Below are 14,924 nucleotides of genomic sequence, written 5' to 3'. Positions count from 1 at the left end.
TTGGTCGGGGTGTTCCGGATGCTCCGGAGATTGCGAAGCGGAAGGTGCGGTGGGGGAAGCCGGGGTCCAGCCGTCGGCTCCGGTGGGATTCAGCCCTTGACCCCGGTGAAGCCGAGCCCGGCGACGATGTACTTCTGGCAGACGACGAAGACGAGCACCGGCGGGGCGACGGCGAGCACCATCGTGGCGATCAGCTGGTCCTGCGGAGCCTGCGTGGCGAGTTGGGCCAGTGCGACGCTGATCGGCTGCCTCTCGGGGTCGGTGATGGCCACCAGCGGCCAGATGAAGTCCTTCCAGGAGTGCATTACTGCGAGCAGACTGATCACGGCGAGCACCGGCTTGCTCATGGGCAGCACGATCTTGGTGAGCAGCTGCCGGGTACTTGCCCCGTCGACCCGCGCCGCGTCGAACAGCTCCTTCGGCAGGGCGTCGAAGAACTGCTTGGCGAGCAGCACCGTGAAGGCGTTCGTGCCGGCCGGCAGCCAGATCGCCCAGTAGGTGTCGCCCAGGTTGAGGTGGAGGAACGGCACATCGATCACGGTCATGAAGAGGCTGACCATGTTCACCGTGTACGGCACGAACATCGTGGCGAGGATCGCCCCGTAGACGACCTTGCCGAACTTCGGCCTGAGCACCGAAAGGGCGAAGCCCGCCGTGGCCGAGACGAAGAGCTGCACGAACCACGATCCGCCGACCACCAGGAAGGTGTTCATCAGATAGCGGCCGACACTCAGATCGGTGTACGCCGTCGAGAAGTTGCCCAGGGCCGGCCGGTCCGGCCAGAGGGCCAGCGGCTGAGTCGTGAGCTCGGTGGGCGGGGAGACCGCGCCCTTGACCATCCAGTACAGCGGTCCGATGCCGATGAGCAGCAGCAGGATCAGGGTGAACACCTGGACGGAGCGCACCGCCGCGCGTACGGCGGGGCGTTGGCGGTCGTTGGTGGAGACGAAGGTGGTGAGCGTGGTCATGACGTGCTCCAGCTGCGGGTGGCCCGCAGATAGACCGCGGAGAGCAGGGCGAGGGCGAGCACCATCAGGAAGGAGAGCGCGGCGGCCTGGCCGTACTCGCCGTCCTGGAAGGCGTACCGGAAGATCAGCAGCAGGACCGTGAGGGTGGAGTTCTCGGGCCCGCCGCCGGTGAAGACATACGGCTCGGTGAAGACCTGCACCGTGTTGATCAGCTGGACCAGCAGCAACAGCCCGATGACAGAACGCAGCTGAGGCAGCATCACATGCCAGATCCGTCGCCAGATCCCGGCGCCGTCCATCTCGGCGGCCTCATAGAGTTCGCCGGGGATGCCGACCATCGCCGCGAGGTAGATCAGGACGGCGCCGCCCATGCCCGCCCAGGTGGACTCCAGGACCAGCGAGAGCATGGCGCTGTCGGAGGACTCCAGCCACGAGTACGGGCCGAGCCCGACCTTGCCGAGGGCGTTGTTGAAGAGCCCGCTCCCGGGATCGTAGAACCACTTCCAGAGCAGGATCGCCACGACCGGCGGGATGACCACCGGCAGATACACCAGGAAGCGGTAGACGCCCGCGCCCCGCCGCACCGTCGACATGATCGCGGCCAGGACCAGCGGCGCCGGGAAACCGATCAGCAGGCCGAGGGCCACGAAGAACAGGGTGTTTCCGACGGCGGTCCCGAGCAGCGGATCGTCGAACAGGGCACGGAAGTTGTCCAGGCCGATCCAGACGGCGGGATCGACGAGGTTGGTTTTCTGGAAGCTGAGCAGCAGGCTGCGCGCGATCGGCCACCAGGCGAAGAGGCCGAAGATCAGCAGCGCGGGGACGAGGAACAGCCAGGCGGTGAACTGTTTGCGGGCGCCGGTGCCACGCCGCCGGGGCAGGGTTCGCGGCACGGGCTCCTTGGACACGGCGGCCGGGCGCCGGGACGGAGTGAGCAGAGCCATGGGCCGGCTACTTCTGGTCCGCGGCGAGCTTGGCATTGACGTCCTTCTCGGCCGAGGCCAGCAGGGCGTCGATGTCGGCGTCGCGCTTGGTGAGCACTGCCTGGACCACCGGGTCGAGCACGGTGTACAGCTTCTGTGCCTGGTACGGCGGCTCCGGCTTCAGCTTCAGCGTGGAGAGGCCGTCGGTGTACGGCTTGAAGTGCTGAAGTTTCACATTGACGTACGGCTTGATCGCGGCGTCGATCTCGGTCTGCCGCTTCCTGTCGAAGACCGGCAGCGTCGGCACGCCCACCGCGGACTTCGGGTCGGCGGAGAGCGCCTTGGCCTGCTCGGCGGCGATGTCGGTGCTGTACTGCGGCTTGGCGTAGGCGAAGGTCAGCCACTCCACGGCCGCTGCCGCGTGCTTCTTGTCGGCGGACTTCGGGACCATGTAGATGTCGCCGCCGGTGAGTGTCGCGTCGCCGCCGGACTGCGGCATCGGGGCCACTCCGAAGGCGTCGGTGTTCTCCATGCCGAACTGCATCTTCGCCAGCCGGTACGTCCCCGGGCTGCCCATGAACATGCCGATCTGCCCGGCCGAGAACTGCTTGATCACGTCGTTCTGATTGTTGAGCAGGGTCTTGCCGAGCGAGTCGTCCTTCCAGCGCATGTCCTTGAGCAGCTGCAACGCCTGCTTCGTCGGCTCCCCGGTGAGCGTGGCGGTGTACTTGCCACCCTGCTCCTTCTGCAGCTCGCCACCGAAGGCGTACGACAGCATCGTCAGCTGCCAGCCGCCCTGGTTGTCCTTGGACTCGTGGACGAACCCCGCCTTGCCGGTCCGGTCGCTGATCCTCTTGGCGGCGGTACGGACCTCCGCCCAGGTGGTCGGCGGGCGGTCGGGGTCCAGGCCGGCCTTCTCGAAGAGCTCGCGGTTGTAGACCAGTCCCTGGGCGTACGGATTCTGCGGTACGCCGTACACGTCGCCGGCGCTGTCGGTCAGCGGCTGGAGCACCTGGGGGTTGAACTCCTTGAAGTGCTTCCACTCCTTGAGCTGCCCGGTGATCGGCTGCACCTGCTTCTGCTGGATGAGCCGCTGCGGCTCGGTCAGCGGCACCTTGATGACGTCCTCGACATTGCCGCCGGACAGCTTCGCGGAGAACGTCAGCGGGTCGAAGACCGTGGTCGAACCCTTGACCTTGATGCCCGGGTTGGCCTTCTCGAAGTCGGCCACCTGCTTCTTGAACAGGGCGACCCCCGGCTTGTCGGTGGCCGGCGGCATGCCCTGCACCCGCAGTACGAGATCGCCGTCCCCGCCGGCGCTGCTCGGAGTGAGGGAGGAACAGCCCGCGAGGGTCGCGGTCAGCGCCATGCAGCCAAGTATGGCCGCACAGCGGAAGTTTCTGGGCATAACGGCTCCAAGAAGGGCAGGAGTGGGCTCGGTGCGGTGTTGTGCAGTGCTTCGGTCGTTGTGGTGGTGTGCGCCGCGGGTGGGTCAGTGGGCGGGCGCGGGGCCCGTCGAGGCGCGGGGGATCAGGCGGGAGCCGATCTCCACGATGGGGGAGGCGGCATCGAGTCCCGGTCCGGTGCGGCCTGTTGTGTTCGCGATCGTCTCGATCAGGAGGTCCCCCGCACGCGTGGCGATCTCTTCGGGGTCGATCCGGATCGTGGTGAGGCTGGGGGTGGAGACGGAGGCGAGCAGTGTGTCGTCGATGCCGATGACGCTGACGTCGCGCGGGACGCTCACGCCGAGGTTGGCCATCTGGTGCAGCACGCCCAGGGCGACCACGTCGTTGTGGGCGATCACGGCCGTCGCCTCGTGGGCGGCGACGAGGGTGGCGGCGTGCACGCCCGTCTCGAACCGCGGCTCGTACGGCCCGAGCTCGGACAGGGAGAGGTCGAGCGCTTCGAAGGACTCCTGGATGGACTTGCCGCGGCTCAGCTCGGCACGGGACGCGTTGATGAAGACGCAGCGCCGGTGACCGTACGCCTTCAGCTGTTCGGCGGCCTGCGCGATGCCGGCGGCCAGTGAGATCCGGACCTCGGGGATGCCCGGTACGTGACGGTTCACCACCACCAGCGGCATCCGGCCCGCGAGTTCGTGGAGCCGGTCCTCGGTGAGGGTGGAAGCCCACAAAATCAGGCCGTCGACCCGCTTCGACACGGCCGCGATGGCCGCCATTTCGTCGGCTTCGCGCTCGTCGCTGTCGGCGACCAGAACCGTGTAGCCCAGGTGCCGGGCGCGGGCCTGCATCGCCTTGATGATCGGCGGGAAGAACGGGTTGGCGATGTCCGGGACGATCAGGCCGAGCGTTCCGGTGCCGCTGCCGCGCAGTGAACGGGCCGCCGGGTTGGGAGAGTAGCCGAGCTCGGCCGCGGCGTCGAGAATGCGCTGCCGGGTCGTCGGCTGCACCTGGTCGGGTGCGGTGAACGCACGGGACACCGTCGACACCGAGACGCCCGCGGCGCTCGCCACCTCCCGGATCGTTACTGCCACGGGTGGGCCTCCTCGTCGTTCTGAGCCGGGGGATCCCGGTCCTCTCGCATCTGGATCCTGCGAATGCGGTTGATGTTTGCGAACGTTCCCGGTGCGTGTCAAGACGTGTGTCAGGAGTATTTCGCCGAGGAAAACCTTCTGCATGCATGGGTCTTGCCCTGCGGCCGAACTGCTGTCAATGATGTGTTCTCAAGAACGGCGCTGAAATTGCGGGAACGTTTTCATAGAGGAGTGGCATGAAGATCACCGGCCTGGAAGTGCTGACTCTCCCCGACCACGGCGACAGCATGATGCTGGTCGTGGTCGACACCGACGAGGGTATCCACGGTCTGGGCGAGGTCGGCATCAGGTCGCGTCAACGAGCGGTCGCGGGTGGTCTCGACCACCTCGCGGAGCTGATCGTCGGCGAGGACCCACGACGCATCGAGCACCTCTGGCAGGTGATGTTCCGGCGCGGGTTCTTCCCCGCCGATCGCATACTCGGGGCCGCCATCGCGGCGGTGGACGTGGCCCTCTGGGACATCCGCGGCAAGGCGCTCGGCGTACCGGTGCACGAACTCCTCGGCGGCCGGGTGCGTGACCACGTACCCGCCTATGTGCATGTCGGCGACGGCTACGACGACCGCGAGTGGTTCCTGGACCGCTGCCGCGGCCTGGTCGCCGAGGGCTGGCGCCATCTGCGGTTCGCCTCTCCGCACGACGCCGACGGCACGCTCGACGCCCGCCGCTGCCTGCGCGACTCGGTCGGCCTCTTCCACGAGGTCCGGGACGCGGTCGGCGACGAGGTGGAGCTGATCCTCGACGTCCATACCCGCCTGGATCCGCCGGAGGCGCTGACCCTGTGCCGGGAGATCGAGGCGGCCCGCCCGTTCTTCGTCGAGGACCCGCTGCGCTGTGAGAACCCGGACAGCTACCGCATGCTGCGGGCCCGCACAGGCGTACCACTGGCCGCGGGTGAACAGTACGGCTCCAAATGGGAGTTCAGGACACTCATCGAGAGCGACCTCATCGATTATGTGCGCGTGGACGTCGGGGTGGCCGCGGGCCTGACCGAGGCGAAGAAGATCGCGGCGATGGCGGAGGCCCACCACATCAAGCTCGCCACCCACAACCCACTCGGCCCGGTCACCGCCGCCTCCTCGCTCCAACTCAATCTGGCCTGCCCCAATGTGGCACTCCAGGAGCACCAGACCGACCCCGAGCCTGCCATCGCCGCGCTCTTCACCGCGCGACCGACGATCCTGCCGGGGAGGGTGGAGCTGAGCGAGCTGCCCGGCATCGGCGTCGACATCGACCGGGAGGCGGCGCGCCGGTACCAGGCCGTGGCGTCCGAGCGCCCGCACCTGCGCGCGGCGGACGGAGCGTTCACCAACTGGTAGCCGGGCAGGGCCGGTCGGCCGTGCGGGCGGGCCCCCGCGGAATCGACGGCGTACAACCCTGGTGTTCCCTCCGGTACCGAACAGGACGCCGGTCAGGGAGCGGGCCGCTTCCGGCTACTGGCCGGGAAGCCGCACACCGGGACAACGGGACATTCGCGTCACCGTCCCTGCGGGCCCACGGCCCGCGTCCGCACACTGAGCACGAATTTCCGACTCCAGGAAGTGAGGCGAGTTCTGTCGTGTCGTTCAGAGGAGCCGCGAGGCCGGTCCGACTGGGCCTTGCCGGCATGGCGTTCATGGGCGTGCTGGTAGGCGCGTCGGCGACGCCGGCCGGCAGCCAGGAACGCGAGAAACTGCAGGTGACGGCCGTGTCGTCGCGGCCCGGCGTGGTGTCGGGAGACGACGCCCTGATACGTGTCGAGGTGCCCGCCTCCATAGCGGCCGACAAGGTCCGGGTCGAGGTGGACGGCCGGGACGTGACCTCGAGCTTCCGGCCCTCCGGCGAGAGCGCGCTGATGGGTGTGGTGAAGGAGCTGTCCAAGGGCGACAACAGGCTCACGGCCAGGGCTCAGGGCGCGGACGCCGGACAGCTCACCCTGAAGAACCACCCCATCACGGGGCCGGTTTTCGCCGGGCCGCACGAGCAGCCGTTCGTCTGCGACACTGCCGAGTTCAAGACGGTCACCGGTGGCACTCTCGGGCAGCCGGTCGACGCGGACTGCTCGGTCGAGACCCGCGTCGATTACATGTATCGCACCACGGCCGGCAAGTTCGTTCCGCTGCCCGACGAGGACGTACGTCCCGCCGACCTGGCGACCGCCACGACGAGTGCGGGCACGAAGGTGCCGTATATCGTCCGCGTGGAGACCGGCACCATCAACCGCGGCATCTACGAGACGGCCGTGCTGCACGACCCGATGTCCGGTACCCCCGACCCGCTGCAGCGCGGACCGGGCTGGAACGGGCGCCTGGTGTACGGCTTCGGCGGGGGTTGTAACGGCGGCTGGTACGTCCAGGGCCGCAACACCGTGGGCATCATGAATGACACGTATCTGAGCAAGGGCTACGGCGTCGCATCGTCCACGCTGAACGTCTTCGGCAACAACTGCAACGACCTGCTGGCCGCCGAGACCATGAGCATGGTCAAGGAACGCTTCGTGGAGACGTACGGCGACCCGGCCTTCACCATCGGAAACGGGTGCTCCGGCGGCTCGTACCAGACCCACCAGATCGCCGACAACTACCCGGGCCTGCTGGACGGCATCCTCTCCGGCTGCAGCTTCCCCGACGTCGGCTTCGGGACGATTCAGACGCTCAGTGACGCCCAGCTCCTGAACCACTACTTCAAGAATGTCGCGCCGGACGCGTTCACCAAGGAGCAGCAGAGGGCGGTCTCCGGGTTCGGGAAGTGGGAGAGCATCGGCAGCCTGGCCCGCGCCGGCGGCCGTATCGACCCTACGGTGTTCTGTCCGCCCCAGCTGCCCGAGGGACAGCGCTACGACCCCGACACCAACCCGGACGGTGCCCGTTGTGACGTCTACAGCCACACCGTGAACGTCTACGGTGAGGTACCGGAGACCGGGAAGGCGCGCAGGCCGCTCGACAACACCGGCATCCAGTACGGACTTGAGGCCCTGAACAAGGGGACCATCGACATGGACCAGTTCATTGACCTGAACCGGCGCATCGGTGGCCTCGACGACGACGCCAAGCCCGCCGCGGAGCGCACCGTCGCCGATCTCAAGGCGGTTCGGACGGCCTACCGCACCGGTCGCATGCTGAACGGCGGAGCCGGCCTCGCCGACGTTCCGATCATCGACTACCGCGACTACACGGACGACGCGCCGACCGGCGACATGCACATGCGCTTCCATTCCTTCTCCACCCGGGCGCGCTTGGACAAGGCCAACGGCACCCACGCCAACCAGGTCATGCTCACCCGTTCCAACGGGCACGGGTTCACTCTCGCCGGGATGCTGTCCGACATGGATCAGTGGCTCACCGGCATCAAGGGAGACCCCGGCAACGACGCCCCCATCGAGAAGATCGTCCGCCACAAGCCGGAGGGTCTCACGGACGCCTGCTGGACTCGTGGCATCGGTGCGAAGAAGATCGCGGAGCCCCAGGTCGAGGGCATCGACAACACCGAGTGCAACACCCTCTACCCGGTGTGGACATCGCCGCGGATGGTCGCCGGAGCCGATGTGGCCAACGACATCGTGAAGTGCCGCAAACGTCCCGTGGTCCGCTCCGACTACCGAGTGCCGGTGACCGAAGGTCAGTTCAACGACCTGAAGGCGATCTTCCCGAACGGTGTCTGCGACTGGTCCAGGCCCGGGGCGGGTCAGCAGGGCCTCGCCGGTACATGGCTCTCCTTCGACCGGACGTGACAGGATCGTCGCAGGTGAGCCGGAACGGGGGCAGGCGCGACCTCCCGCTTTGATGCCAGTGGTGGTGAGTTCTCGCGTTCATCCAGGGCAGCACCTGATTCCGGTCCGCTGAACCATCGTCACCTTCCTCTCTTCCCCCACTCTTTGTCATCAGTGAGGGAGGAGAGGATCGGGGTGGCGGCTTTCCCAGCCCCGGCAGGCCGTGTCCAGCGCCCCGGCCGGGGCGCTGGACACGGCCTGCCGGGGTGCCGACGGTAGCGGCCGTCGGCCCAGGCCTTGCGGATGCCGCGGTGTTCGGCGGCGACCTGGTCGAGGAGTTGGTTGACGGCCACGGATCCTGCACGTTCGCCGCGGTGACGGGCACCACGAGCAGGAGGCCGATGGTGGTGGCGACGATGCTCCGCTCGGGGAGCGAACTGGTGGCTCGGTGCGCCCTGGAACCGGCCGTCCTGCGCGCGCTGCTGAGGCGGGACGGCAGGTGGTGGACCGTGGCGGGCACGGAGTGAGGCCTGGCCATGTACGCGAAGTTCATTGTGCTCCTGCTGCCCGTTTCGCTCCTGGCGGCCCCGGCTTCTGGCAGCCCCGGCTCCGGACGGGCCCGCGTGAGGTCTTTCGCGACAGGAAGCTGTACGGCGTGGCCGCGCCGGTGTTGGTCCTCGGCGCGCTGAACCTCGGGCGTAGAGCGTGCCGTGAAGCGGGCCCGCCGCACGGAGGGCCGACGTCCTGCTCGCAGCCGGGCACAGCATCCTGCTGACGTTCCGTCGGCCGCACCGCCTCCCGCCGTCGGCCGCGGCGCCTGCCGTCCCCGGCAGCACCAAGATCCCTGCCAGACCGTCGCGAGGGCACCGCGGACCGACCTGCGTTGTCAGTGACCCTAGTTAGTCTCTCTTCATATCGCAGTTCAGGGGCTTCGTGGCCCTTGTTTCGGGCTGCGCTGACATCTGATGGACAGGCGGAGGGGCACGGCTCATGGCGTGGCTGGCAGCGGGTGAGGGGTACGAGATCACCCTCGAGGACGGGCGTGCGGTTGCACGGCGTGTCGGGGGGCGGCAGTTGAAGGCGCTGCCGAAGGCATTGCGCGACAGTCCCGAGGTCGACCGGTTGAGGCAGCTGGCCGAGTGGCTGGACCGGCACGCGGCCTCGTGTGTGGCTCAGGTGGATGCCTGGATGGTGTCGTCACTTCCGGTTCCGACCGAGCTGATCGCCCGGGTCTGGCCGGACGAGGCGTGGCAGGAGGCGCTCCGTGACATGGCCGTCGTGGGCGATGATCCGGACGAGGTCGGCTTCCTGCGGGACGTCACCGGTGACGGGGAGCTCAAGGTGGTCGACCTCGACGGTGAGACCGTGCGGCTGTCGCCGCGCACTGTGGCGCTTCCCCACCCCGTGCTCCTGCCGGACCTGGACGACGTACGGGACTTCGCGGCCGACCTCGGCATCACCCAGAAGGTGGAGCAGATCCACCGGGCGACCTGGGCCAGGCCGGACGGGGCGGATGCCGGGTGTTCGGGGACGGCGACGGAGGTACGGGACTACGCGGGCGGGAAGTTCGCCTCGCGGTTCGGCCTCGCGGCGCGCGCCACGGGCCTCGGCTACCGGGTGTCCGGTGGCTACGCCACGTGCAAGGTGCGTGACGGGGGCCGCAGCACGGAGGCGTCGGTGTGGATCGGCGAGCCGTACTGGGACGGGGAGTCGGAGACCGGCGGGCTGAGCTGGCACGACGAGGACGGCCGCGCGGTGCGGCTGGCCGAGGTCGGGCCGGTGGCCTGGTCCGAGGGGATGCGCATGGCCGCTGCGCTGTACGCCGGCCGCACGATCGAAGAGGGTGGGGACGCGTGACCGGGACGGTTGGGAACGACAACAAGGAGCTGCTCGCGGCAGGAGCGGTCCTCCCGGCCGACGCGCGGGGTGCGGGCCCTTCAGCGGTTGAGCTGACCGCGCGGACCTATCGCCACGCGGTGCTCGGCGAGGATCGGGTCGTCGTGCGGCTGGCCGCGGCCGAACTGGGCCGCGCCGAGGACCTCGCCGCCGGCTTCCTCGGACTCGAGCCGCAGGGCGAGCCGGCCGTGGTCGGTCTCGGTCGGCGCCAGGAACTCGGCTTTCCCGAGTGGGTGCTGGTGCACCACCCCGAGGACGGGCACCACGCCCTGGCGGTCGTGCCGGAGCTGGACCGGCTGGCCCGGCAGGCCAGGACCAAGCCCAAGGCCGCCCTGGACGCCTGCCACGAGCTGGCCGGGCGGCTCGCCTCGGCCGTCCCGCACTTCCTGCCCGTCTTCTACGAGCAGGCCGCGCGGGTCTTCCTCGGCATCGAGAACAGCACATATGCCGGCCAGCTGTTCGGCCGTGCCCGCACGAGCGAAGCACAGCACGGGCTGACGGTCGACGAGGACCGGCTCGACGCCGTGTTCCTGGAGTTCGCCCTGGCCGGCGCGCTGCCGGTGAAGGTCCTGGCCGGTTACGGCAAGGACCTGTCGGCCCGGCTCACGCCCGTCGAGGCGTACGAGCGGTTCCGGCGGCTGTGCGTGCGCCGGACCGCCGGCGGTCTCGCGCCGTCCGCCCAGGCCGCGGTGGAGCTGAAGCGGCTCGCCCGCGCCGCGTCCCTGTCCGGCAACGAGGCGGAGCAGGACTACCTCGCCGAGCTGCTTCCGCTGCCGGCCACCTTGCGGGCCGCCGCCGGTTGGTGGAAATCGCACCGCGGCGCGCTGGTCGCGCTGGCCCGGCGCGTTCCGTCCGTGCGGGGCACGCTGCTGTCGATGACCCCGCCCGGGGACAACGGGGAGATGACCGAGCTGTGGCTGGGGATCCTCGCGGAGTCGGGGGCCGACGCCGGTCTCGCGGACGCCGACCTGCCGCAGGAGGAGCGGTGCTCCGACGGCGCGGCGGGCTGGCTGGAGCGCTTCCACGGCGCCCGGCACCGGGGTTGGGGGCCGCGCCCGACGCCGCCCGCCCTGCTGGAGCTGGTCCAGCGGGCGGCCGGCCGGCTGCGTGCCGATCTGGCGGCGCGGTCCGAGGACAAGCGGTTCCTGCGGATCGGCGTCGAGGACGTGAACCTGCTGGACCTCCTGCTCTCGCTGGAGATCGCGGTCGCAGACCCCGAGGAGAAGTCCGCCCACCGCCAGCGCGGCAACGCCCTGAACCTGTCGGACTGGGCGCGCGGCGAGGAGCCGCGGGACCTGGTCGCGCTGGCAGCCGACCCGCGCTTCCGGCCCGCCTTCGGGCACGGGGCGAACAGCTACAACAGCGAGTCCTCCGGTGCGGACGTGATGCGGCGGCTGGCCGCCTCGCCCGGCGGCCGCGTGATGCTCACCGAGTGGATGCGCGAGGTGGCCGCCTCGTCGGCGGCGGCCGGGCTGCCCGGACTGCCGAAGGCGATCGAGCGGCTTTCGTGGCTGCCCTCCGAGGCTCTCGCGCTCGCGCCGCAGGAGGTCTCGGACGCGGCCGGTGCCGATCTCGGCGAGGCCGTGGCGCGCACGCTTCGGGGCGGTCTGTGGGAGGAGCTGCGCTGGCCGGTGTGGGAGGAGGCGCTGACGGAGCTGGCGCCCGGGCGCCACACCACCGAGGGCCTGATGGTCGTCGAGGCCTGGCCGTACCTGATCGTGGCCAACGCGACGCAGGTGCGCGTCATCGACGCCGACTCCACCGTTCTCGTGCACGATCTGCGGGTGCCCACCACGTCCGTGCGGCGGACGGGCTTCCACTACGTGGACGGTGCGCTGCTGGTGTTCTGGAGCACGTACGGTCGCGGTGAGCCGCAGGGCTACTGGCACACCGCGCCCGACACGGTGTTCGCTCTCGCCGGCGCCGACTCCTGGGCCATGCGTTCGGATCACCTCAGCCTGCAGCTGCCCGGCGGCGGCCGCGCCACCGGCGGCGGGGTCCTCCACAACGGCGACACGAAGCTGCCCGAGGAGCGCGCGCTGCTGTCCGACGGCACGTCGTACTGGGTGTGGCAGGACAGGGATGGGGAGGACAAGGGCGGCTGGCTCGAGTACGACCCGGTGGGCGGCGCGTACGGCCGGCGCTCGCAGCCCGGTTTCCTCGCCGACGCGCTGCTGCGGCACACCCCCGGGGCCGAGTTGGCGGCCGACTCGTGCCGGCTGCGGCCCGCCCCGGCGGTGGCGGGTTCGGCCCAGGGGACGTCGGCGGACGGGCTCCTCGGCTGGCGTGTCGTGCGGCTGCCCGACGGCGGCCACCACGGCGAGGACACCACCGGACGGTTCGTCACCCTTCCGAAGGGCGCCGGCAGGCCGGTCGGCGCGCTTACGTTCCCCGGCGACGACCGGCCCCGGGCACTGACCCAGCAGTGGCGCGAGCTGTCGCTCAGCGACCCGGAGGGCACGGTCACGACGTCGGCCCAGTGCGACCACCGCAACGAGCTGTACGGGACCGCGGCTCAGGCCCTGCCGCCGCTGCCGTACCTGTACATGTTGCGCGCGCGTGATCCGCAGGGGTCGGCGGCGCTGCGGGGCGCCGACGCGGAGTCGGCCGGCGTCCTGCTGAAGGCGGCCGTGCTCGCGGAGCGGGTGGCGGACCTGCCCGAGCTGGTGAGCGCCGCGCTGCCGCAGGTCTCGGCACCCGAGCTGATCGCCGGCGTGGTGAAGGTGCTGCGCTTCGCGGTGCGGCAGCAGAAGGCGCTGGACGCCGTGGCCGCAAGGCTCGACGCCGCCGCCGAGCCCACGGAGGTCCGGGCCCAGGGACCGAGCGACCACGTGCTCTCCAAGGCGCTGCACGGCATCGTCGATACCGGCTACTACCGCTACGGCGCGGACACCGACGTGACCCACCGATACCTGGAGGCTCTGGTGTCCGTGCGCACGGACACCGCAGCCACGGCGCTGCCGGGCCGGCTGCACTTCGATCTGCCGTCGCTGCCCTACTCGGGACTGCCGTTCGTCTCGCTCCTGGACGAGCCGGCCGCGATCGCCTACCGGGCCGTCGCGCCCGGCAGCGACCCGGCACACCGGGCAGCCCTGCTCGATGTCCTCGGCCGGGTGGACGCGCTGGGGCTGGCCTCGACGGCGGCCTCGGCCGGCCATTGGCGCCGGGTCCTGGTCCGCCTGGCGACGCCCCACCTGCACATGCCGGACGGCCAGCGGCACAACGTCGCGCACCGCAGCGTGCTGCCCCTGGGCGGCGGTGCTGCGCTCGGTATCACGGAGCACAACTCCGGCGTCGACGACGGGTGGGAGTTCGGCGCACTGTTCCACGACCCGAGCGGCCGTTTCGAGGTGCCTGGCCCCTACACCGTGAGCGGTGACGCGCCGGTGGGCGACCGGGTGCGCGGCGCCGACTGGCTGACCGGCTTCCTCGGGGAGGCGCGGTCCCGTGAGGAAGTGCCCTTCCTGCCGGAGGCCGCCGACGAGTTCAGCCGCCTCACCGGTGTGTCCCGGGCGCTGGCCCGGATCGTTCTCGCGGGCATGCCCGACGTGGACAGCTGGGAGAACAACTTCCTGCCGACCGAGCTGCGCAAGGCGCTCGGGCTGAAGGTGGCCGAGGCGGGACACGCCCGCGACGAACTGCGCGCGCTCCCGGTCGAGGTACGCAGGGCGGTGCTCGGGGCGCTCCTGCCCGACGACCCGGCACGGCTGTGGAGCGAGGGCCCGGACGTGGCGTCGGCGGCCGCCGTGTGGATCGAGAAGGTGGGACGGCGCAGGCAGGTGCCCGACTGGCTGGCGGCGGAGGCTGCGCGCGCCGCACGCAGCGGCTGGCCCGTGCACCGGGCGCTCCCGGCGCTGCTGGAACCGGCGTCGTCGCCGGAGCTCGGCGTCGACGTGACGTGGCGCATCGAGGGCGATCGCCCGGCGACGGCGTCGCCCGCCGATGCGCCGTTCACCTCGGCGGTGCTGGTCGGCTCGATGAGCCTGATGGCCTGGCTGGCCCACCGGCTGCCCGCCGGCGATCCGGTACGGGCGGTGCTGCCGAGCGCGCTGAGCGCCGTGCGGCAGCGTCTGGCGGCGCCCGAACTGCTGCTCTCCGCCGGGCACTACACGAGCCTCGCGGACTTCCGGAAGGTGGCCGGCGCCCCGACGGAGACGGCACCGGACCACGAGCGGTACGGCGCGGTGCTCATGGCCACGCAGGACGGCCAGCCCCAGCCGGCGATACGGCCCGCCCTGCTGGACTCCACCGGCTCCGACCCGTACCTGGTGGCACTGCGCGGCGCCGATCAGCAGCAGACCGGAGTCGAGACGGCCCTGCGCCGGGCGCACGACCCGGTGTTCGCACGGCTGCTGGCCGACCCGGGCGTGCCCGCGGCCGGCTCGGCGGACGACGAGGGCCTGTGGTGGCCGCAGGATCCGTCTCGTTCGGTGCCCGAACGGGTGGCCGAGGTCGCCGAGGCGCGCGGTCTGACCGCCGACGCGGCGACGCTGTATCTGATGCTGCTGGCCATGCCCGACCCGACGGACCGCAACACCGCGCGATGGACAGGATGGAAGCCGGCCCGTCTCAAGGCGGCGCGGGCCGAAGTGGCCGAGACCGACCTGGTGGTGTCGGCCGTACGGGCCCGGGCGGGACGCTCTCTGTTCTTGCCGGGCGCCTGGGCGGAGCAGTCGGCGCCCGTTCTGCCCGTCGAGCAGTGGAAGCTGCCGATGTACGGGGCGACCACGGGCGGCGGGCCGGTGCTGGGCGCCCTGGTGCCGACCGAACCGGTCGCGGAGCTGTTCGCCCGGGCCTGGCAGCGGATCCTCGACGGCGACCTCCCACGCTTCGAGGAGCTGAAGGTGCGGCGTACGAGGCGCCGCCGCTGAGGCTCCGTCACTGTGACGCCGCCG

At 70.5% G+C, this 14,924-nt stretch carries 9 protein-coding genes; 5 read left to right on the top strand and 4 right to left on the bottom strand.

From position 1 onward, the window contains the following. Nucleotides 1-89 precede the first annotated feature (89 nt). The 4 genes from OHA19_RS02640 to OHA19_RS02625 form a co-directional block, all read right to left on the bottom strand. Entirely contained in the window at nucleotides 90-968 is an 879-nt protein-coding gene (locus tag OHA19_RS02640; RefSeq protein ID WP_405749254.1) for a carbohydrate ABC transporter permease, read from the bottom strand. Beyond that, nucleotides 965-1,912, bottom strand: a complete 948-nt coding sequence (locus OHA19_RS02635) for a carbohydrate ABC transporter permease (RefSeq protein WP_405720353.1) — start codon at nucleotides 1,910-1,912, stop codon at nucleotides 965-967. The genes OHA19_RS02640 and OHA19_RS02635 overlap by 4 nt, the downstream gene beginning before the upstream one ends. A 7-nt stretch (nucleotides 1,913-1,919) precedes the next feature. Further along, complete coding sequence (locus tag OHA19_RS02630) at nucleotides 1,920-3,260, bottom strand: extracellular solute-binding protein (protein WP_317865071.1); 1,341 nt, start codon at nucleotides 3,258-3,260, stop codon at nucleotides 1,920-1,922. 123 nt (nucleotides 3,261-3,383) lie between these two features. Further along, a complete protein-coding gene (locus tag OHA19_RS02625) occupies nucleotides 3,384-4,385 on the bottom strand; it encodes a LacI family DNA-binding transcriptional regulator (protein WP_329587198.1) in 1,002 nt (333 codons plus the stop codon). 236 nt (nucleotides 4,386-4,621) lie between these two features. Here OHA19_RS02625 and OHA19_RS02620 point away from each other — a divergent pair, with 236 nt between their 5' ends. From OHA19_RS02620 to OHA19_RS02600, 5 genes are all read left to right on the top strand, one after another. Continuing rightward, the gene (locus OHA19_RS02620; RefSeq protein WP_405720356.1) at nucleotides 4,622-5,764 is read left to right on the top strand and encodes a mandelate racemase/muconate lactonizing enzyme family protein; all 1,143 of its coding nucleotides are present in this window, start codon (nucleotides 4,622-4,624) and stop codon (nucleotides 5,762-5,764) included. Between the two features lie 239 nt (nucleotides 5,765-6,003). Beyond that, nucleotides 6,004-8,154, top strand: coding sequence for a DUF6351 family protein (locus OHA19_RS02615; protein WP_405720358.1), 2,151 nt, complete (start codon nucleotides 6,004-6,006; stop codon nucleotides 8,152-8,154). Nucleotides 8,155-8,444: 290 nt separating this feature from the next. Next, nucleotides 8,445-8,660, top strand: a complete 216-nt coding sequence (locus OHA19_RS02610; RefSeq protein ID WP_405720360.1) for a hypothetical protein — start codon at nucleotides 8,445-8,447, stop codon at nucleotides 8,658-8,660. A 463-nt stretch (nucleotides 8,661-9,123) separates the two neighbouring features. Further along, nucleotides 9,124-9,990, top strand: a complete 867-nt coding sequence (locus OHA19_RS02605; RefSeq protein WP_405749252.1) for a DUF4132 domain-containing protein — start codon at nucleotides 9,124-9,126, stop codon at nucleotides 9,988-9,990. Continuing rightward, entirely contained in the window at nucleotides 9,987-14,900 is a 4,914-nt protein-coding gene (locus tag OHA19_RS02600) for a DNA-binding protein (protein ID WP_405749250.1), read from the top strand. The genes OHA19_RS02605 and OHA19_RS02600 overlap by 4 nt, the downstream gene beginning before the upstream one ends. Nucleotides 14,901-14,924: the final 24 nt, after the last annotated feature.

The sequence above is a fragment of the Streptomyces sp. NBC_00012 genome, assembly GCF_045040875.1.
GTDB lineage: Bacteria > Actinomycetota > Actinomycetes > Streptomycetales > Streptomycetaceae > Streptomyces.
Note: the sequence above shows the minus strand (reverse complement) of the source record. Positions and strands in the feature narration are given on the sequence as shown.

Coding starts and splice junctions, on each gene's coding strand:
- OHA19_RS02640 (WP_405749254.1), bottom strand. CDS start 968: ATGACCACGCTCACCACCTTCGTCTCCACCAACGACCGCCAACGCCCC.
- OHA19_RS02635 (WP_405720353.1), bottom strand. CDS start 1,912: ATGGCTCTGCTCACTCCGTCCCGGCGCCCGGCCGCCGTGTCCAAGGAG.
- OHA19_RS02630 (WP_317865071.1), bottom strand. CDS start 3,260: ATGGCGCTGACCGCGACCCTCGCGGGCTGTTCCTCCCTCACTCCGAGC.
- OHA19_RS02620 (WP_405720356.1), top strand. CDS start 4,622: ATGAAGATCACCGGCCTGGAAGTGCTGACTCTCCCCGACCACGGCGAC.
- OHA19_RS02605 (WP_405749252.1), top strand. CDS start 9,124: ATGGCGTGGCTGGCAGCGGGTGAGGGGTACGAGATCACCCTCGAGGAC.